Source organism: Micromonospora arborensis (assembly GCF_003205615.1).
Classification (GTDB): Bacteria; Actinomycetota; Actinomycetes; order Mycobacteriales; family Micromonosporaceae; genus Micromonospora; species Micromonospora arborensis.
Map to the genome: position 1 here is coordinate 16,080 of NZ_PYBV01000041.1, position 17,758 is coordinate 33,837.

General features: G+C 71.2%; 18 protein-coding genes and 1 pseudogene. 10 read left to right on the top strand and 9 right to left on the bottom strand.

What is annotated here, in order from left to right; translation table 11 throughout:
- Positions 1 to 68: 68 nt before the first annotated feature.
- Entirely contained in the window at positions 69 to 560 is a 492-nt protein-coding gene (locus C7C45_RS27365) for an NUDIX domain-containing protein (protein ID WP_110566777.1), read from the bottom strand.
- A gap of 71 nt (positions 561 to 631) precedes the next feature.
- Between C7C45_RS27365 and C7C45_RS27370 the strand changes: the two genes are divergently transcribed.
- Entirely contained in the window at positions 632 to 2,266 is a 1,635-nt protein-coding gene (locus tag C7C45_RS27370; protein WP_208641371.1) for a fatty acid--CoA ligase, read from the top strand.
- A 184-nt stretch (positions 2,267 to 2,450) separates the two neighbouring features.
- Here C7C45_RS27370 and C7C45_RS27375 read toward each other — a convergent pair whose 3' ends face one another.
- The 6 genes from C7C45_RS27375 to ku form a co-directional block, all read right to left on the bottom strand.
- Positions 2,451 to 3,461 carry an NADPH:quinone reductase gene (locus C7C45_RS27375; protein WP_110566780.1) on the bottom strand — a complete coding sequence of 337 codons (1,011 nt, stop codon included), beginning with the start codon at positions 3,459 to 3,461 and terminating at the stop codon, positions 2,451 to 2,453.
- A 28-nt stretch (positions 3,462 to 3,489) separates the two neighbouring features.
- A complete protein-coding gene (locus C7C45_RS27380) occupies positions 3,490 to 4,143 on the bottom strand; it encodes an HAD family hydrolase (protein ID WP_110566825.1) in 654 nt (217 codons plus the stop codon).
- A gap of 32 nt (positions 4,144 to 4,175) precedes the next feature.
- A complete protein-coding gene (locus tag C7C45_RS27385) occupies positions 4,176 to 5,003 on the bottom strand; it encodes an SCO6745 family protein (protein ID WP_110566827.1) in 828 nt (275 codons plus the stop codon).
- A gap of 189 nt (positions 5,004 to 5,192) precedes the next feature.
- Complete coding sequence (locus C7C45_RS27390; RefSeq protein WP_110566782.1) at positions 5,193 to 5,909, bottom strand: FKBP-type peptidyl-prolyl cis-trans isomerase; 717 nt, start codon at positions 5,907 to 5,909, stop codon at positions 5,193 to 5,195.
- A gap of 111 nt (positions 5,910 to 6,020) precedes the next feature.
- The gene (locus C7C45_RS27395) at positions 6,021 to 6,659 is read right to left on the bottom strand and encodes a DUF4241 domain-containing protein (RefSeq protein ID WP_110566829.1); all 639 of its coding nucleotides are present in this window, start codon (positions 6,657 to 6,659) and stop codon (positions 6,021 to 6,023) included.
- Positions 6,660 to 6,732: 73 nt separating this feature from the next.
- On the bottom strand, positions 6,733 to 7,761 hold the full coding sequence (ku, locus tag C7C45_RS27400; protein WP_110566784.1) for a non-homologous end joining protein Ku: 1,029 nt from the start codon (positions 7,759 to 7,761) through the stop codon (positions 6,733 to 6,735).
- A gap of 85 nt (positions 7,762 to 7,846) precedes the next feature.
- Between ku and ligD (C7C45_RS27405) the strand changes: the two genes are divergently transcribed.
- The 4 genes from ligD (C7C45_RS27405) to C7C45_RS27420 are packed head-to-tail and all read left to right on the top strand — an operon-like array spanning position 7,847 to position 11,134.
- Positions 7,847 to 8,788, top strand: coding sequence for a non-homologous end-joining DNA ligase (gene ligD / locus C7C45_RS27405; protein ID WP_110566786.1), 942 nt, complete (start codon positions 7,847 to 7,849; stop codon positions 8,786 to 8,788).
- Entirely contained in the window at positions 8,778 to 9,692 is a 915-nt protein-coding gene (gene ligD, locus C7C45_RS27410) for a non-homologous end-joining DNA ligase (RefSeq protein ID WP_110566787.1), read from the top strand. The genes ligD (C7C45_RS27405) and ligD (C7C45_RS27410) overlap by 11 nt, the downstream gene beginning before the upstream one ends.
- A gap of 33 nt (positions 9,693 to 9,725) precedes the next feature.
- A complete protein-coding gene (locus C7C45_RS27415; RefSeq protein ID WP_244200599.1) occupies positions 9,726 to 10,244 on the top strand; it encodes a SigE family RNA polymerase sigma factor in 519 nt (172 codons plus the stop codon).
- Between the two features lie 5 nt (positions 10,245 to 10,249).
- Positions 10,250 to 11,134 carry a hypothetical protein gene (locus C7C45_RS27420; RefSeq protein ID WP_110566789.1) on the top strand — a complete coding sequence of 295 codons (885 nt, stop codon included), beginning with the start codon at positions 10,250 to 10,252 and terminating at the stop codon, positions 11,132 to 11,134.
- A 377-nt stretch (positions 11,135 to 11,511) separates the two neighbouring features.
- Here the strand turns inward: C7C45_RS27420 and C7C45_RS27425 are convergent, their stop codons facing one another.
- Entirely contained in the window at positions 11,512 to 13,818 is a 2,307-nt protein-coding gene (locus C7C45_RS27425) for an esterase-like activity of phytase family protein (RefSeq protein ID WP_110566791.1), read from the bottom strand.
- 183 nt (positions 13,819 to 14,001) lie between these two features.
- Between C7C45_RS27425 and C7C45_RS27430 the strand changes: the two genes are divergently transcribed.
- Positions 14,002 to 14,754: a TIGR03089 family protein gene (locus C7C45_RS27430; RefSeq protein ID WP_110566833.1), complete on the top strand. Its 753-nt coding sequence runs from the start codon at positions 14,002 to 14,004 to the stop codon at positions 14,752 to 14,754.
- Between the two features lie 158 nt (positions 14,755 to 14,912).
- A complete protein-coding gene (locus tag C7C45_RS27435; RefSeq protein ID WP_110566793.1) occupies positions 14,913 to 15,875 on the top strand; it encodes a zinc metalloprotease in 963 nt (320 codons plus the stop codon).
- A gap of 119 nt (positions 15,876 to 15,994) precedes the next feature.
- On the opposite strand, the pseudogene C7C45_RS27440 reads toward C7C45_RS27435, so the two are convergent.
- Positions 15,995 to 16,204: pseudogene (locus C7C45_RS27440) on the bottom strand (DNA repair helicase XPB); the annotation flags it as partial.
- A gap of 41 nt (positions 16,205 to 16,245) precedes the next feature.
- Here C7C45_RS27440 and C7C45_RS27445 point away from each other — a divergent pair.
- The 3 genes from C7C45_RS27445 (at position 16,246) to C7C45_RS27455 (ending at position 17,710) form a co-directional block, all read left to right on the top strand.
- Positions 16,246 to 16,491, top strand: a complete 246-nt coding sequence (locus tag C7C45_RS27445; protein ID WP_244200600.1) for a toxin HicA — start codon at positions 16,246 to 16,248, stop codon at positions 16,489 to 16,491.
- Positions 16,491 to 16,835 carry a type II toxin-antitoxin system HicB family antitoxin gene (locus C7C45_RS27450; protein ID WP_110566835.1) on the top strand — a complete coding sequence of 115 codons (345 nt, stop codon included), beginning with the start codon at positions 16,491 to 16,493 and terminating at the stop codon, positions 16,833 to 16,835. The genes C7C45_RS27445 and C7C45_RS27450 overlap by 1 nt, the downstream gene beginning before the upstream one ends.
- Positions 16,836 to 16,993: 158 nt before the next feature.
- On the top strand, positions 16,994 to 17,710 hold the full coding sequence (locus C7C45_RS27455) for a hypothetical protein (RefSeq protein WP_146247418.1): 717 nt from the start codon (positions 16,994 to 16,996) through the stop codon (positions 17,708 to 17,710).
- The last annotated feature ends 48 nt before the right edge of the window (positions 17,711 to 17,758 follow it).

A 17,758-nucleotide genomic window follows, 5' to 3' on the forward strand; every position in this document is an offset into this window, starting at 1 on the left:
GGTGTCCGAGTGTCGGGGACACCCCGACGTCGCCGTATCCGAGCACGTCGGTGACCCCGAGGCCCTACCTACTTGAGGATCAGCCGGTTGGTCTGCTCGAAGACGTCCAGGTCGGCAAGCGTCTCGGCGACCGAGGCGGAGAGTGGGGCGGGGAACCGGTCGCGGGGGAAGAAGCCGGCGTCGGTGGTCTCGTCGGTGACCCGGGCGAGCTGCCCGTCCCACTCCTCGACCTTGAACGCCGTCGTGAAGACCTGGTACGTGTGCCCGTACATGTTGGTGCTGGTCCGGTCCGGGCCGGTGTAGAGGGCGAACGCGCAGACCCGCAGCGCGCGCAGCCCGGTCTCCTCGCGGACCTCGCGTACCGCGCAGTCGGCGATCGACTCGCCCAACTCCATCGCCCCGGCCGGCATGGCCCACTGGCCGTTGTCGGAGCGTTGGATCAGCAGGATGCGTCCCGCGTTGTCGCTGACCACGGCACGGGCGCCGACGAACATCAGCGTCCGGTCCCCGGCGAGCGCGCGCAACTGCCCCACGTACGAGTCGGCCCAGGAGATGCTCACCTGCGACAATTTACGGGGGTTCCCAACGCGTGACCGCCGACACTAGCTTGTTACCCATGCGTAGCACGATGATGGACGCCCCTCTGCAGGTCTCCCGGATCCTCGAGCACGGCGCGGGAGTGCACGGCACGGCCGAGGTGGTCACCTGGACCGGCGCCGAGCCTCGCCGGATGACGTACGCCGAGGTGGGCCGCGCCGCCGCCCGGCTGGCGCACGGGCTGCGCGACGAGTGTGGGGTGACCGGCGACGAGCGGGTCGCCACCTTCATGTGGAACAACAACGAGCACCTGGTGGCCTACTTCGCGGTGCCGAGCATGGGTGCGGTGCTGCACACGCTCAACATCCGCCTCTTTCCCGACCAGGTCGTCTACATCGCCAACCACGCCGAGGACCGGGTGGTGCTTGTCGACAGCACGCTCATCCCGCTGCTGGCCCGGGTGATCGGCGACCTGACCACGGTGCGGCACGTGGTGGTGGTCGGTGGCGGCGACCCGGCCCCGCTGGTGGCGGCGGCCGGTGACCGGATCACCGTGCACCACTGGGACGCGCTGCTCGCCGACCGGCCCGAGGTGTACGACTGGCCCGAGGTGGACGAGCACGACGCCGCGGCGCTCTGCTACACCTCCGGCACCACCGGCAACCCGAAGGGTGTGGCCTACTCGCACCGGTCCATCTACCTGCACTCGATGCAGGTCTGCATGCCGGAGGGGTTCGGTCTCGCGCCGACCGACCGGGAGCTGGCCATCGTGCCGATGTTCCACGCCATGTCGTGGGGTCTGCCGTACGCGGCCTTCCTCTCCGGCGCGTCGCTGATCATGCCGGATCGGTTCCTCCAGGCCGCGCCGATCGCCGAGATGATCGCCGCCGAGCGGCCCACGCTGGCCGGGGCGGTGCCGACCATCTGGACGGATCTGTTGGCCTACCTGGACACTCACGAGGTGGACACCTCCTCGCTCACCGAGGTGATCGTGGGCGGGTCGGCCTGCCCGCCAGCGCTGATGCACGCGTTCGACGAGCGGCACGGCATCGACGTCATCCACGCCTGGGGGATGACCGAGATGTCCCCGCTCGGGTCGGTCTCGCGTCCGCCCGCCGGGGCGACCGGCGAGCAGGCGTGGCGGTACCGCTACACGCAGGGCCGGGTGCCGGCGGGTGTGCAGGCGCGGATCGTCGGCCCGTCGGGGGAGCCGTTGCCTGACGACGGCAGGTCCGTGGGCGAGCTGGAGGTCCGTGGGCCGTGGGTGACCGCCCGGTACGTCGGTGACGACGCCCCGGACGAGGAGAAGTTCCGCGACGGCTGGCTGCGTACCGGCGACGTGGGCACCCTCTCGCCGGATGGCTACATCACGCTGACCGACCGCGCCAAGGACGTGATCAAGTCCGGGGGTGAGTGGATTTCGTCGGTCGAGTTGGAGAACGCGCTGATGGCCCACCCGGCGGTGTTGGAGGCGTGCGTGGTGGGTGTGCCGGACGAGCGGTGGGACGAGCGGCCGCTGGCCACCGTGGTCGTACGGGAGGGCGCCTCGGTGACCGCGGAGGAGCTGCGGGACTTCCTGGCCGGCTCGGTGGCTCGCTGGCAGTTGCCCGAGCGGTGGGCGTTCATCGACACGGTGCCGAAGACCAGCGTGGGCAAGTTCGACAAGAAGGTCGTCCGTTCGCGGTACGCCGAGGGCGACCTGACCGTCCAGGAGCTGACCGCCCCGTAACGTTTTCCCCGGCGTTGTCGCCTGTTGGGGTGGGAGTAATCCCAAACCCTCCCCAGGGGCGGCCCCGGCGTTCGCACCGCGCCGGGGCCGCCCGCTCCACACGGGTTTACCCCGCCCCGTCATTGTTGCGAAAGTTATTCGCCTCTGTCCTGCTGACGGGGAAATCGGGCGGTCAGCGACCCGATCAGGCGTCGCTGGTGGTGATGAGCACCTTGCCCACCGTCGAGTCCTCCACCGCCTGGTGCGCGGCGGCCGTCTCGGCCAGCGGGTAGTGGTGCAACGGCAGGCCGGCGTCCGCGCCGACGCGGATGGCGCCCTGGTTCGCCGCCGCCGCCACGTCCTTCACTCCCTGCGCCTTCGCCGCCTTCGGCTGCGTGTAGACCAGCACGAACTGCCACCGGGCGTTCGGCGCCATCATCGCCCGGATCGGGATGCTCACCTCGCCCCCGCCGTCGTCGGCGTACATGCAGACCGCGCCGCCGTGCCGCAGCACCTGCACGTCGATCGAGGCGTTGCGGGCGGGGGAGACCTCGACGATCGTGTGGACCCCGTCAGGGGCGATCTTGCGGACCTCCTCGACCACGTCCTGGTCCCGGTAGTTGACGACGTAGGAAGCGCCCGCCGACGCCGCGAGCTGCGCCTTCTCCGCGCTGCTCACCGTGGCGATCACCGTCGCGTCAGCCCAACGGGCGAGCTGGATCGCGGCGTTGCCGACCGCACCCGCACCGCCCTGCACCAGCACGGTGTGATCGGCCAGCGCGCCGGCCCGCAGCGTGTCCGGCATGAACTCGCCGGCGGTCAGACAGCGGTGCGCGGTGAGGAACGGGATGCCCAGGGCGGCCCCCACCTCGAACGACGCGCCACCGAGGCGTACCGCCTGCCGGACCGGCACCAGCGTGTATTCCGCACTGGTGCCCCACGGCCGCTGCCAGGCCGCCTCCCAGATCCAGACGCGCTCGCCGATCAGGTCCGGGTCGACACCATCGCCGACCGCCTCGACCACCCCCGCGCCGTCCTGCCCGGGAATCTGCCAGCCCTTCGGAGGGGAGTTGCGGCGGGACTTCCAGTCGGTCGGGTTCACCCCGGAGACCGCCATCCGCACCAGCACCTCGCCGGCACCCGGCTCCGGCACCGGCCGGTCGACCAGATCCAGCACCGAAGGGTCGCCGTTGCGCTCGTACACGATGGCCTTCATCCGTGGTCTCTACCCGGCTCGGCCCGCGTCAACCCAGCTCGTCCACCAGCTCGGGGGTCAGCTCACCGATCGCGCCCAGCGTCACCACGGCCAACCGTGCGGCATCCGGGTCGAGAGGATACGAACCGTGCGGCACCGCCACCACCCGCATTCCCGCCGCCGCGGCCGAGCGCACCCCGTTGGAGGAGTCCTCCACGGCCACGCAGCGGGCCGGCTCGACGCCGAGGCGCTGCGCGACGTTCAGATACACGTCCGGCGCGGGCTTGCCCCGCTCGGTCTGCTCGGTGGAGAGGGTCGCATCGAACGCGTCGGTCAGGCCGGTGGCGGCCAGCGCCGCCCCGATCAGCCGGGTCGGCGACGAACTGGCCAACCCCAGCGGCCACCGCGCGGCCAGCCGGCGCACGACCTCGTCGGCGCCGGCGATCAGCGGTACGTGGTCCCGGTACCGTCGGGTCATCTCCTCGACCACCTCGTCGGCGACCTGCGCCGCGGTGCGGTCGACGCCCAGCTCGCCGCTGAGGTAGTGGGCCCACTCACCGGTGCTCATCCCCATCAGGCGGCGTTGGGTGTCCGGCTGCCACGTCCCGCCGTGCGCCGCCACGTACGCCCGGCGGACCTCCTCCCACACCGGCTCGGAATCCACGATCACGCCGTCCAGGTCGAAGACCACCGCATCTGCCACGGGCCCATCCTGCCCGACCGGTGGGTGCCCGGTCACCCGGGCAGCGCGGGCAGCCCGATCGGGCTCTCCGGCGGGAGTGCCGCATGACAGGACCGGGCAATCGGCTCCAGCAGCTCGCGTAGCCGGTCGGAGTCTTTCTGCCCGAGTGCCTGCCACGGATGCGCGGCAGCCCGGTCGGTGGCGTCCTCGACGGCCTGGAACTCGGCCCGGCCCTGCTCGGTGGCCGTGCCGTCCCCGGTCAACCAGCCCCGCCGCACCAGCCGCTCGTGGGCGGCGTGCCACTGCTCCTCGGACCAGCCCCGACCCAGCAGGTACTGCGGTGACGTGCCGTCCGACGCCACCCGCCAGGCCAGCGTCTCCACCGGGTCCAGCCCGGCGGCCACCAGCGCCGCCACGTGCCCGTCGCCCCGGTGCTCACGCAGGGTGGTGGCAGCCTGCCAGAGCTGGGCGAGGGGATATTCGCCGACCGGAAGCGCGGCGTTGACCGCGCCGAGCACCCGGCCGGCCGCCTGCACCGCCGAGGCGGCCCGCACCAACAGGTCGGCGGCCTCCGCCAGGTGCGTCTCCGGCAGCTCGTAGGTCAACTCGGCGAGCGCCTGCACGGCGCCGGTCAGGCGGGCGCGCAACGCCTCCGGTGGGCTGGCCAGGCGCCACACCGCCGGCAGCGCGCGGGCCACCATCGGCGGCGCGAAGTTGAAGAAGACGGCGATCACCGGGGCGGCCTCAACGGCACCCAACGGCGCGGCCCGACCGGCGAAGTAACCCCGCCAGTAGCCGCGCAACCCGACCGCCTCGTACGCGGCGCGGGCCCGGGGGTGCAGGTAGGTGACCGCGTGCACCGGCTCGAAATGCGCCCACATCAACCGGGCGGTCCGCCCAGGCTCGTCCAGCGCCGTCACATGCACCTCCGCGTCGCGGTCCCGGATGCTCACCCCGGGCGGCGAACCGCCCGGGGTGACGCCGAACCTACTGCCGCTGGGTGACGGGCCGAAAGCCCCATGTGAACAACTCCATCGCGCCCTGGCGACAACCGGGGCGATCCGGGCAGGTCACTGGGCGGCGAGAACGTCCACCACGAAGCGCAGCGGGCCGGTCGGGCGCCCACCGGCGGCGGCTTCGTCGTTGCCGTACGCCAGCTCGCCCGGGATGTCGAGCTGCACCCGGCTGCCCACGGTCACGCCGACCAGGCCCTGGTCCCAGCCGGGGATGACCTGGCCCACGCCGATCGGGAAGGAGGCCGGCTGGCCGGAGCTCCAGGAGGAGTCGAACTCCTTGCCGTCCTTGTAGAACACGCCCAGGTAGTTGGTGGTGATGGTCTGACCCTTCTGCACCGCCGGGCCCGTCCCCTTGATCAGCGGAGTGACCGTGAGCTTCTTGAGCTCACCCTTGCCCGCCTCCACCGTCGGCTTGCTGCCGAGCGCCGGGTCGGCGCCTGCCGGCAACTGCGGGGCGGGCGGCGCGCCGGCCGCGTCGGGGGCCGGGGCCGAGGCGGACGGGGTCGCGTCGGCCTGGGGCTTGGGCTTGTCGTCGCCCCCACCGATCGCCACGAAGACGCCGATCAGCACCGCGGCCACGGCGACGGCGGCGAGGCTGCTGATCACCGCGTTGCGCTTCCGCTTCCGGTCGGCCGCCTTCTTCGCCGCCAGTTGGGCCGCCAGCCGGCGGCCCGACTTGGTCGCCGGGCTCTGGTCCTGGCCTGCCGACCGGTTCTGCTGCGTCCGCTCGCTCACGTCGTCGACTCCCTGCTGCGAAGGTGTGGCCGGCAACCGGTGCCGGGGGGAAAGCCGACGCACACGGTACCCGCACCACGGCCCGCTGTGCCCGCCGCGGACACCTCGGATCGCCCAGCGAGGCATTTGCGGGGCGTTCCCGGGCGGTTATTCCGGGACCACCATGAAGTCGGTCACGAACGAGGTCACGCGACCGTCGGCGGCCCGCCCGATCCAGGTGCCGTAGCAGCCGTCGCCCCAGCCGGTGGCCACGGTGACCACGTTGGCACCACTGGCCTCGTCCAGAACAGCGGTGATCAACCCCGGGACCGGCGACGAGGGCAACTCGGCCGGGATGAAGACCTCCTCGACCCGATCTTCGTCCCAGCCCTCCAGGACGGCGAGCGCCGTCGGGTCGGCGAGGGTGCCGGCGCCGGCGTCCACCCCGTAGCCGAAGTAGTCGTCCGCACCGAGCGTGGCGACGTCCTGGTCGCCGGCGACGGCCAGCTCCCAGCGGGTGGTCGGCTCGTCGGAGGCCACCAGCTCCAGTGCGGCCACCCGCCGGTCCACCTCGGCGTCCTCGCGGAGCACCACGGCCACCCAGGCGCGTGCGGGATGCCGCCCCGGCGGCACGGTCACCGTGAACGGCTCGGCCTCCGGGCAGACCAGCGGGTCACACCCGACCACCCGGCCGGTCGGCAGCACGATGTCGCCCACCGGGTGGGCCTCGATCAGGTACGCGCCGTGCTCGTCGGTGAAACGGGCACCGGGCGTCAGCAACCGGTCCAGATCAGGGGTGTACGGCATGAGGGCTCCTCCGGTGACCAGCGGCCGGCGGAGCGTACCCGGCCCGGCGGACACCGTCCTCGCTGCCGTACGGTCAGGCGCTCTTGCGGGGTGCGGTCTTGCGCGCGGCCGTCTTCTTCGCCGGCTCCGCCTTCTTCGCCGGGGTCTTCTTGGCGGCCGTCTTCTTCGCCGGCTCGGCCGACTTCTTCTCCGCCGTCTTCTTCGCGGCGGTCTTCTTCGCCGGCGCCTTGGCGGCCTTCTTCTCGGCCGCCTTCTGCGCCGACCGGGCCGACGAGATGGGTGTCGGCTCGCCGCCACCGCCACCTCCGCGCGCGGGCTGCTCGCCGCGGGCAGCCTTGGCGCGCTCCACCGAGGCCTTCAACGCGGCCATCAGGTCCACCGCGGCGGCCGGCGCCTCCTCGGCCTCCTCCGGCTGGACGACCTCCCGACCCTCCACCTTGGCGTCGATGACCTCCTGCAGCGCCGCCCGGTAGTCGTCGGTGAAGACGTCCGGCTCGAACTCGCCGGTCATCGAGTCGATCAGGGAGCTGGCCATCGCCAGCTCCGGCGGGCGCACCTTCAGGTCCTCGTCGAGGAAACCAAAACCCGGGGTACGGATCTCGTCCGGCCAGAGCATGGTGTTGAGCAGCAGCACGCCCTCGCGGACCCGGAGCGTGGCGAGCTGCTCCCGCTGGCGCAGCGCCACCTTGACGATCGCCACCCGCTCCGAGTCGATCAGCGCGTCGCGCAGCAACACGTACGGTTTGGTCGCCGTGCCCTCCGGCTCGAGAAAGTACGCCTTGTTGTAGAGGATCGGGTCGACCTGCTCGGCCGGGACGAACTCCAGCACGTCGATCGCGCGTGAGCTGGTCAACGGCAGGTCGGCGAAATCCTCGTCGGTGAGGATCACCATCTCGCCGCCACCGATGTCGTAGCCCTTGGCGATGTCGTCGTAGGTGACCTCCTCGCCGCAGACCGAGCAGGTGCGCTTGTACCGGATGCGACCGCCGTCCTCACGGTGCACCTGGTGGAACCGAATGTCCTTCTCCTCGGTCGCGGAGTAGAGCTTCACCCCGATCGAGACGAGCCCGAACGACACGGCTCCCTTCCAGATGGCACGCATCCTGCGCTCCCTTCGCCGGTATCGACCATGCTCGCATCCCGAAGAACCTGACGCGAGGTGTTCGGCCTGCTACTACAGTCGGGTCGTGCCCGGCGCGCCGCTCAAGCCGATGCTCGCGATGACCGGGCCGCTCCCGGCGGGTGACGGCTGGGCGTACGAGTTCAAGTGGGACGGGGTCCGGGCGCTCGCCGACATCTCCGGCGGCGGTCAACACCTGTACGCCCGCTCCGGCGTGGAGATCACCGCCGCGTACCCGGAGTTGGCCACTCTGCCCGAGCAGGTCGACGACGCGCTGCTCGACGGCGAGGTGGTGCTGCTGGGGGAGGGCGGCCAGCCGTCGTTCACCGCGTTGGCCGAGCGGATGCACGTGCGGGACCGGAACAAGGCGGCCCGGTTGGCGGCGGTCATGCCGGTCACGTACATGATCTTCGACTTGCTGAGGTTGAACGGCGACGACCTGACCGGTTGGTCGTACGAGCGCCGCCGCGAGGCCCTGGAGGGGCTCGCGCTCGGCGGCGCCCGATGGGCGGTGCCGCCGATGTTCGCCGACGGCCCGGCCACCTACGAGGCGGCCGGCGAGCACGGTCTGGAAGGTGTGATGGCCAAGCGGGTGGCCGCCGTCTACCGCCCGGGGGTGCGCTCTCCGGACTGGGTGAAGGTCAAGCTGGAGGTGACCGGCGACTTCGTCATCGGCGGCTGGCGACCGGGCGCGCGCCGGATCGGCGGGCTGCTGGTCGGGGTGCCCGGCCCGGACGGCCGACTGATCTACCGGGGGCGGGTGGGCGGCGGGATCGGCGCCGCCATCGAACGGCAACTCCTCACCGAGCTGGAGCCGCTGCGCTCCGGCGTGTCACCGTTCGCGCCGGGTGTGCCGCGCGAGGATGCCCGGAGCGCCATCTGGGTAAGCCCCAGGGTGGTGGTGGAGGTGAAGTACGGCCAACGCACCCCCGACGGCCGGCTGCGCTTCCCCCGGGTGCTGCGGTTGCGCCCGGACAAGCCTCCGGAGGAGGTCGACGATGCCGGCTGAGCGGCTACGGGTGGACGTCGAGGGCCGCGCGCTGGACCTGTCCAACCTGGACAAGGTGCTCTATCCGACGGCCGGCTTCACCAAGGGCGAGGTGATCGACTACTACACCCGGATTTCCCCGGTGCTGCTGCCGCACCTGCGGGACCGACCGGTCACCCGGATCCGCTTCCCCAACGGGGTGGACGACAAGTCGTTCTTCGAGAAGAACAAGCCGGCGGCGACCCCGGACTGGGTACGCGTGGAGAATCTGCCCGCCCCCGGGTCGACCAAGGGCCGGGAGACCATCGACTACGTGGTCGCCGACGACCTCCCCACCCTGGTGTGGTTGGCCAACCTGGCCGCGCTGGAGCTGCACACGCCGCAGTGGAAGGTCGGCGAGCACCCGGACATGCTGGTGGTCGACCTGGACCCGGGGCCGCCGGCCGGGCTCGCCGAGTGTTGCCCGGTGGCGGTGTTGATGCGCGACCGCCTCGCGCTCGACGGGATCGAGTCGTACCCGAAGACGTCGGGCAAGAAGGGCATGCAGCTCTGCTGCCCGATCGCCGGCACCCAGTCGTCCGATGACGTCTCCGCATACGCCCGGCGGATCGCGCAGGAGTTGGAGCAGGCCCACCCGAAGCTGATCGTGTCGAAGATGGCGAAGAACCTCCGCCCGGGCAAGGTCTTCATCGACTGGAGTCAGAACAACGCGGCGAAGACCACCGTGGCGCCGTACTCGCTGCGGGCCCAGTCGGTGCCGTCAGTGTCGACGCCGCTGACCTGGGACGAGGTCGAGGCCGGCGCCCGCGGCCGGAAGCCGGCCGTCCGCCAGTTCACCGCCGCCGAGGTCCTGGCCCGGGTCGACGAGTACGACGACCTCTTCGCCCCTCTGCTCGACGGCGGCCCGGAACTGCCGTCGGCCTGACAACCTTTGGTGATCCCGCCGCGTGTAAGGCGCGTGACCGACCAAGAGAAACCACTGTCCGCGGCGGACCGGTCCTACGTCGCGTTCGTCGAGGTGGCGTGGCAGCGACATATTCGGCTGGCCATGCTGCTCAGCGGCGACCGGTGGCGGGCCGAGGAACTACTCCAGGACAGCCTGGTCAAGGTCTACGAGCGGTGGCGCCGGCTGTCCCGGCTCGGCGACCCGCACGCCTACCTGCGCCGGGCCCTGGTCAACAACCACACGTCCAGTTGGCGGCGGCGGCGTCGCGAAAGTCTCTTCGCGGACGTGCCCGACCGGGCCACCCCGGCTGACGGGGTTGGCCCGGACGCCGTCGTCCTGCGCCGGGCGCTGATGTCGCTGCCGGCGAGGCAGCGAGCGGTGGTGGTGCTCCGCCACTACGAGGACCTGAGCGAGCGCGAGGTCGCCCAGGTGCTCGGCTGCTCGCTCGGCACCGTCAAGAGCCAGAACGCCCGCGCGCTGGGCACGCTTCGACACCTCCTTGAGGAATCCTTCGACTCGGTAAGCAGGTGATAGTCATGAACAACATCGATGACCGTCTCGCCCAGGGGCTGCACGACATCGTCGACGGCGAAACGGACTCCGCGCCGCCGGTGGGCGCGCTGATCGAGCGCGGCCGACGGGGCCGCCGACGTCGGAGCACCGCTCTGGTCGGTACGACGTGCGCCCTGCTGGCGCTGGGCGTCGGCACCGCCCTGGCCCTGCCGACGAACTCCCCGTCGAGCCGTCCCGGCGTCAGCACCGAGGCCGCGCGGCCGGCGTCGATCCCGCCGGCGATGCGGCTGGTCTCGGCCGCCACCGCCAGCGAGAACATCAGTTACCGGATGCGGCTCACCAACTCCGGCCCGGGCGGGCTGACCTACGAGGGCGCGTTCGACCCGAGGACCGCGACCGGCTACGTCCGCGCGCCGCAGGACGACTCGGTGATGACCGAGCTGCTGATCAACGGCACCCGCTACGAGGGTGGGGAACGACCCCAGGGCAAGCTGCCGGCGGACAAGGGCCCGGGCGAGACGTACGGCCGCTACGGGCAGTACCCGGGGAAGTACGACCGGCTCTCCCTCTACGGCGACGGGAATGACGTGCTGGGTGCCGCCGAGCCCGACCCGGCTGCCCTGTTCGCAGCGCTGAAGCGGGAGAACGCGAGCGTCACCGAGACCCCGGACGGCACGCTGCACTTCACGTACAGCACGACCGGCAAGGACGGGTCGAGCAGCACGGCCGGCGACGTCACGCTGGACGGCGACGGCCGGATCGCGAAGGTGGCGCTCACGTTCACCTGGCAGTCGACGGTGAAGGGCCATCTCGACACCGGGACGGGCGGCTCGACTCTCGAACTGTTCGACTACGGCGTCGACGTGACGGTCAAGCCCCCGACCGACGTGGTGATGGTCAAGGAGTAGACCCGCGAGGCCCGGCGTCCACACTGGTGGACGCCGGGCCTCGGCCCGTCCCGGCATCTACGTAATCGTGGTTACGGGTGGTGTCTGGACGGTTCGTCGACGTATGCCGCGGAACGTGATTGTCCTCGGCGACCTCGCGGGACTGCTCGACCCCTTTGCTCTGCTTCAACGGAGGAAACACCAGGTTCACCAGCTGTTTTTGCGAATTGTTCGAGGCTCGGCGGCCAGAGGCGCTCACGGAGCGTGCGTGTTTCCTCTGTTGAAGCAGAGCAAAGGGAGTGTGAGAGTGGGGTGCCTCCTGGCGCCTGGTCACCATGCGTGACCGGTCCGGCGCCCGCCTGCGGATGGCGGGCGCCGGGCATTCGACGGTTATCGGGTCAGTTGCGGCCGAAGACCTTACGGCTGGCGCCGAGGCGCAGGAGGACCGTCTCACCGGTCGCGTCCTGGACCGCGTCGTTGTCGGTGACCGCGTACACCTCGCCGTTGCCGGCCACGGTCAGACCCTCCAACTTCTCCTGCGTCCAGCCGTTCGTGTTGCGCAGCGCGGGCAGCACGTCGACCGCGAGGGTCTTCGGCAGCACCGTCAGCGGGCCGGTCGCCGCGGCACCCGGCAGCGGCACCGTGTAGATCCGCTTGACCGTGGCGGCCGGACCGTTCAGCTTGTCCCGCTCGATGACCGCGAGCCGGTCGCCGACCACGGTGATCTCGGAGAGGCCCATCCAGTCACCGGGCACGGTGGTGGCGCCCAACTGGTAACCGAACCAGCTCCAGGTGCCTGCCGTGACGTCGTACCGGCCGAGCCGGACGATTCCGGCCGGGTCGGTGCTCAGCTCCCGCTGCACAGCCACCCAGACGATCTCCCGACCCTGCCGGTCGGTGGTCGCGGTGACCCCCTCCAGGCCCTGCTTGCCCAGGCCGGCGGCGACCTCGGCGGGCAGCGCGACGGTCTGCCGGGTCACCCCGGCGGAGTCGAGCCGGACCAGCTTGTTATCGGCACCCTTGGCACCCTCGACCGCCAGCCAGAAGCCGCCCTGCGGGCGGGCGAAGATGCCCTCCGCGTCGTACCCGACCGGCACGCCGGTCGCGTCCTTCACCGGCAGCGCGCCGGTGATCACGGCGGGGGTCCGCTTCGCGTCGATGGTCAGGATGCGGGTCTGGCTGTACGCCGCGTCGGTGACGCTGTAGAGCTGGTCCCGCTTGCCCGGTGCCGCGCTCAGCGCGCCGAGGGCACCCCAACCGATCGGCGTATCGGCCCGGTCGGTGCCGGAGACGATGCTCGGGAACGCGGGCGTGCCCTTGCCGAGTTGGAACAGCGACACCGAGGCCCGGACGTTCACCGAGGCGTCGTCCTCCTCGCTGGAGACCGCGAGCAGCCCACGGGACGGGATGGGCAGCAGCCCTTCCGGCCCGTTCGTGGTCGGCAGGATCTGCGTGAACACCGGCGCCGTCGGGCGGCTGAGGTCGTAGACGGCGACGAAGTTGCTGCGCTCCGAGCCGACGAACGCGTACCGGACGCCGTCGTACTCGGCGACGGCCACACCCTCCGGCTCGGTGCCCTTCTTGCCGGCCCGGTCCTCGTTGTGGAGGCCGTACGTGACGGCGAGCCGCTCGAAGCTGTTACCGGCGTCCCAGGCGACGCGCCCGGTGCGGCTGTCGAAGACCGACCAGCCGCGGGTGCCGCCGTGCCAGTCGCCCTCGTTGGCCGTGGTCAGGTAGCGGTCGTCGACCCAGGCCACCGCGTCCGGCTCACGCGGTACGTCGGTGATGCTGCCGGTCAGGTCGATGACACCGTCCTGCACGGTGTCGATCCCGCTGATCGTGGCGGTGCCGGCGCTGAACACCTTGGTGATCCGGCCGGTGGGCAGGTCGATCAGGGCGACGCCGTTGTTCTCCTGCAGGGTCACGGCCAGCTGGTTGCGGCTGTTGATCGAGACGTACTCCGGCTCCGGGTCCGTCGGCGCGGCGAGACCGGCCTGGACCAGGGCGGGCAACGCGCTCCCGTTCGCACCGGTCAGCGCGACCGGCCGCAACCGCCAACCGGCCGGGGACTTGCCGGTCAGGTCGACGATCTGCACGAAGCCGGCGGGGGCCTGGGGCAGGTCGCCCTCTTCGCCGCCGGGCGGGGTGGCCTCCTCGTCGCGCTCGTTCTCGATGGCGATCGCGGCGTACCGCTTGTCCTTGCTGATCGCGATCGAGTCGGGCTGACCACCGAGGTCGTAGCTGGCCACCCGCTTGCGGCTGGCCAACTCGATCACGTCGAGTCGACCGGACGGCTCGGTGTAGCTGCCGCTGGTGTTCACCACCACCAGGACGTACTTGCCGACCACGGCGACCGAGGTGGGCTCGTCCTCGGCGTTCCCGAGCTGGGCCAGGGAGAGGGTGCCGAGGCCGCGCGGCCGATCGGCGTGGGAGATGTCCAGGAATCCGATGCGCCGGGCCAGCGCGTCGGTGTGGATCAGGGTGCGGCCGTCCTCGCTGACCGCCGAGATCTCGGCGACCGTCGGGGTCGCCGGGTCCGCACCGGCCGGACGGTTCTGGAACACCGGGTACGTGGCGACCCGGTCGAAGGCGAGTGACTTGGCTGGGTGGTGATGCCCGCCGGCCGACGCGGGGGCGGCCCCGGTCAGGCTGGCGGCAGCGACACCGGCTGCGGTGAGCGCGGTGAATGCTCTTCTGAGTGACAAGGACTTCCTCCGTTAGGTCGTACCCGCACGGAGGCTGACACCTGTGGGGGAGCGTCAGCTTGCGCCGACGTGAACACTCGGCGAAGCGCCGGCCGGCCAGCCGCTACGGCCATCGGACGACGAGGGGAGCGACCAAAGTCGTTGAGTAGGGTGGTGCCGACGTCGCACTCAGGGAGCGTGGAGATGCAGCCAACCGTCACGGCCGAGCTGGTGGCCCAACCCGCCGACGCCGAGCAGCCCCTGCTCAGTTACCGCGACGAGGCGACCGGCGAGCGCGTCGACCTCACCGCACAGCAGGTCGGCGCCTGGGCGGCGCGCAGTGCGAGCCTGCTGCGCGACGGCTGCGGTCTCGGCCCCGGTAGCCGCGTAGCGGTGCTGCTGCCGCCGCACTGGCGTACCGCAGCGGTGTTGTTGGGCGCGTGGGCCTCGGGCCTGGCGGTCTCGTTCCGACCGCGCGCCACTGCGGGCCTGCCCGTGCTGGAACCGGGCGGCGACCGGCCGTTCGACGCGGTCCTGGTGACCCCACAGCGGCAGGACGACTGGCTGGAGGACGTGCCGGACGCCACGCACCGCTACCTCGTCGGCACCGGCCCGGGGCAGTTGGCCGACGTCCCGCTGGGTTGGTTGGACTGGTCCGCTGAGGTGCTTCGCCACGGCGAGGCGACGCCCGATCACACCGCCATCCACCCGTCGGACCCGGCCACCGCGGACGGCACCACCTACGGCCAGTGGGGCGCGATCGCCCAGGAGTACGCGAAGGTGCTCGACCTGCGCGCCGGTGATCGACTGCTGGTCGACGCCGCCGAGCACGAGGAGCCGTTGAAGTGGCTGCTCGCGCCGCTCTCGGCTGGCGCGTCAGTGGTGATCAGCGCCAACCTCGACCCGGCGCGACGGGACGCGATCGTCGCCGCCGAGCGGGTGACCCGGGTCCTCTGACCGCTGCCGGACCGGCCTAACAGCGCTGGTTCATCCTGTTCCGTTACATCGGTATCAGCCCTGCTCAGAGGGTCTTTTGTCGATGCCGTCGGCATGTTCTCATACCCGAACGACGACGTCATCGACCGCGCACCGCTCCCTCACTGAAAGGTGCACCGATGCACAGGAGATCGACCTTCCGACTGGCGGTCCTCACCGCCACCGCCGCCACGTTCCTGGCCTCCGGCGGCGCCTCCGGGGCGCTCGCCACGGCCGCCCCCGTGACCGCCTCCCCGAGTGCCGCGGCGTGCGACCCGGGTACCGCGGCGCACAGCGCCGCCCGGGCCGCCGAGGGTGCCACCGCCCAGGAACCGGAGCTGTACTCCAAGAACGAGGCGAACGCCTACGGCGTGATCAAGGACGCGCCCCGTCTGCCCAACGGCAGCGTCACCGTGCCGACCGTCTTCCACATGGTCTCCGACCACCCCCTCACCCTCGCCGAGACGACCAGGTGGAACACCCTGATCGCGGCGCAGATGGCGGTGCTCAACGACTCGTACGCGGGCCGTACGGCAGCCAACGCCTCGAACACCCCGTTCCGGTTCTCGCTCGTCGACACCACGTGGACGGTGAACAGCGCCTGGTACACGGTCGAGCCGGGCAAGAACGAGCGGGACATGAAGAAGGCGCTGTACACCGGCAACTCCCGCACCCTGAACGTGTACGCCGCCAACATCGGCGGCGGGCTGCTCGGCTGGGCGTACTTCCCGAAGGGCTACAACAACGGCCGTGACTACATCGACGGCGTGGTGATGCTCGACGAGTCGATGCCGGGCGGCACGGCCGGCAAGTACGCCCTCGGCGACACGCTGACGCACGAGGTCGGGCACTGGCTGATGCTGGAGCACACCTTCGCGCACGGCTGCTCCGCGTCCGGCGACTTCGTCGCGGACACCCCCCGCGAGGCGGCCCCGCAGTTCGACTGCCCGGTGGGCGCGGACACCTGCACCGCACCCGGGCTGGACCCGATCCACAACTTCATGGACTACACGCAGGACTCCTGTATGGACATGTTCACCCCGGGTCAGGCCGACCGGATGAGCGACGCCTGGGTGGCGTTCCGCGCTGGCGGCGCCGGCTGACGCAAACCGTGTCGGGGGCTGGCGGGCTGTGCCCGGCCAGCCCCTTCCCGTTCCTCCTCACCGCCGGTTCAGCCGGGGCGAGCAGGGCGCGGTGCGGTCGGCGGGCAGGGCACACCGGCCGCCGCCATCCGGTAGCGCTCCTCGGCCTCCGCCGTCGCGTACGACATCCGCTCCGCGTCGGTAAGCGTCACCCGGACCTCGGTGCACTCGGCCGGGGCGATCCAGCCCTGCGACTCGATGTCCTTCCACGGCGCGTCGTACCGCTTCGGGCCGATCAGGCTGAACACGTCACCCTCGCGTACCAGCGTCTCGGCCGGGCTCAGCCGGCGAAACGTTGTGACGACGGTACCGCCCGCAGTACCATGTATCTGTGCCGTCCATAGACAAGCTCGTTGAAGCGATGCGGAAGAGCCCGCAGAACATCGCGTACAACGATCTCTACGGGGTGTGTGAGCACTATTTCGGGAAGCCGCGGCAGGCCGGCACCTCCCATGCGGTGTTCAAGATGCCCTGGGCGGGCGACCCACGCGTCAACATCCAGAACGACAAGGGCAGGGCCAAGGCGTACCAGGTACGGCAAGTGCTCAGGGCGATCGACAAGAAGGAGGCCATGTGATGCAGACCGATCCCCACCCTGACGTGTCCCACTACACCTACCGCGTTACGTGGTCGGTCCAGGACCGCGAGTTCGTCGCCACCTGCGCCGAGTTCCCATCCCTCTCCTGGCTGGCCCCTTCCCAGATCGAGGCTCTCCAGGGGCTCCAAGACCTGCTGCGTGAAGTGATCGCGGACATGGAGGAGCAGGGCGAGGCGGTGCCGCAGCCGTTCGCCGAGCGCAGCTACTCGGGCAAGTTCAACCTCCGCGTCGGCGAGAGCCTGCACCGCGAGCTGGCGATCCACGCCGCCGAGGACGGCATGAGCCTCAACCAGTACGTCCTACGGAAGCTCAGCGCCGCCTGAGCGGTCGGGCAGCCCATGGCAGTTGATCAACTAACTGTTCATCCCCGCTGCGCTCGTTTCTCATCAAGCTCGCCTGGCGAGTTCGCCGACGGCCGGCAGGGTCACTGGACGGCCGCGCCCACCGGCGTGCCACAGCACCTGTAGACCGGAGCGCTGGCATGCCCTCAACCGCACGGTGGCCCCGCCGCGTCGTGATCGCGGTGGCGTTCACCCTCACCCTGCTCGCCACGGCGGTCCCCGCCCAAGCCCACCCGTACGGCTATCCGCAGACCGTGACCATCGCGGCGGACGCGACCCGCCCCGAGGTGGTGCACCTGCGGTGGAAGGCGGGCGGCGTCGACGAACTGACCCTGCTCGGCGTCGAACTCGGCCTGCTTCCGCAGGACCGCGTCCTGCTCGACGGTGCGATCTCCTTCCAGGCTTCGGACGCGACAATCCTCGCCTCGTCCACGCCGTTCACGAACTACCTGCTCAAGCAGATGACCGTCAGCAGCGACGGACACGCGTGCGCCGGCGCTGTCGACCCGCCGAGCGACCTCGTGGGCTCCGGTGTGGACGTCGACTACACCTGCGCGGGGCCGGTCGGCGCGGCCCGCGTCGAGGTCAGGATGTTGAGCGATCTCGACCCGGCGTACCAGACGGTGGCGACCGGCCCGCGGGGCCAGCGCCAGGTGTACGGCCCCGGCCGGTACGCCCACGACTGGGCGTTCGGCGACGCGCCCCTGCCGAGCGAGGCGAGCGTTGCCGACCACGACCGCGCCACCGCCTGGAAGGTCGCCGGGAGCGTCGGCCCCCTGCTGCTCGTCGCGGCCGTCGTCTCGCTCCTGCGACGTCAGGTACGTCGCCGGCGGGCCGCCCGCGCCCTTCCGTCCTGAGACCGGCCACCCGCTGTGGCCCCCGTGCCCGCCGCGGTCGGCATCTCA

Coding starts and splice junctions, on each gene's coding strand:
- C7C45_RS27375 (WP_110566780.1), bottom strand. CDS start 3,461: ATGAAGGCCATCGTGTACGAGCGCAACGGCGACCCTTCGGTGCTGGAT.
- C7C45_RS27435 (WP_110566793.1), top strand. CDS start 14,913: ATGCACAGGAGATCGACCTTCCGACTGGCGGTCCTCACCGCCACCGCC.
- C7C45_RS27370 (WP_208641371.1), top strand. CDS start 632: ATGGACGCCCCTCTGCAGGTCTCCCGGATCCTCGAGCACGGCGCGGGA.
- C7C45_RS27455 (WP_146247418.1), top strand. CDS start 16,994: ATGCCCTCAACCGCACGGTGGCCCCGCCGCGTCGTGATCGCGGTGGCG.
- C7C45_RS27430 (WP_110566833.1), top strand. CDS start 14,002: ATGCAGCCAACCGTCACGGCCGAGCTGGTGGCCCAACCCGCCGACGCC.
- C7C45_RS27395 (WP_110566829.1), bottom strand. CDS start 6,659: ATGCCGTACACCCCTGATCTGGACCGGTTGCTGACGCCCGGTGCCCGT.
- ku (WP_110566784.1), bottom strand. CDS start 7,761: ATGCGTGCCATCTGGAAGGGAGCCGTGTCGTTCGGGCTCGTCTCGATC.
- C7C45_RS27420 (WP_110566789.1), top strand. CDS start 10,250: ATGAACAACATCGATGACCGTCTCGCCCAGGGGCTGCACGACATCGTC.
- ligD (WP_110566787.1), top strand. CDS start 8,778: ATGCCGGCTGAGCGGCTACGGGTGGACGTCGAGGGCCGCGCGCTGGAC.
- C7C45_RS27450 (WP_110566835.1), top strand. CDS start 16,491: ATGCAGACCGATCCCCACCCTGACGTGTCCCACTACACCTACCGCGTT.
- C7C45_RS27385 (WP_110566827.1), bottom strand. CDS start 5,003: ATGTGGGCGCATTTCGAGCCGGTGCACGCGGTCACCTACCTGCACCCC.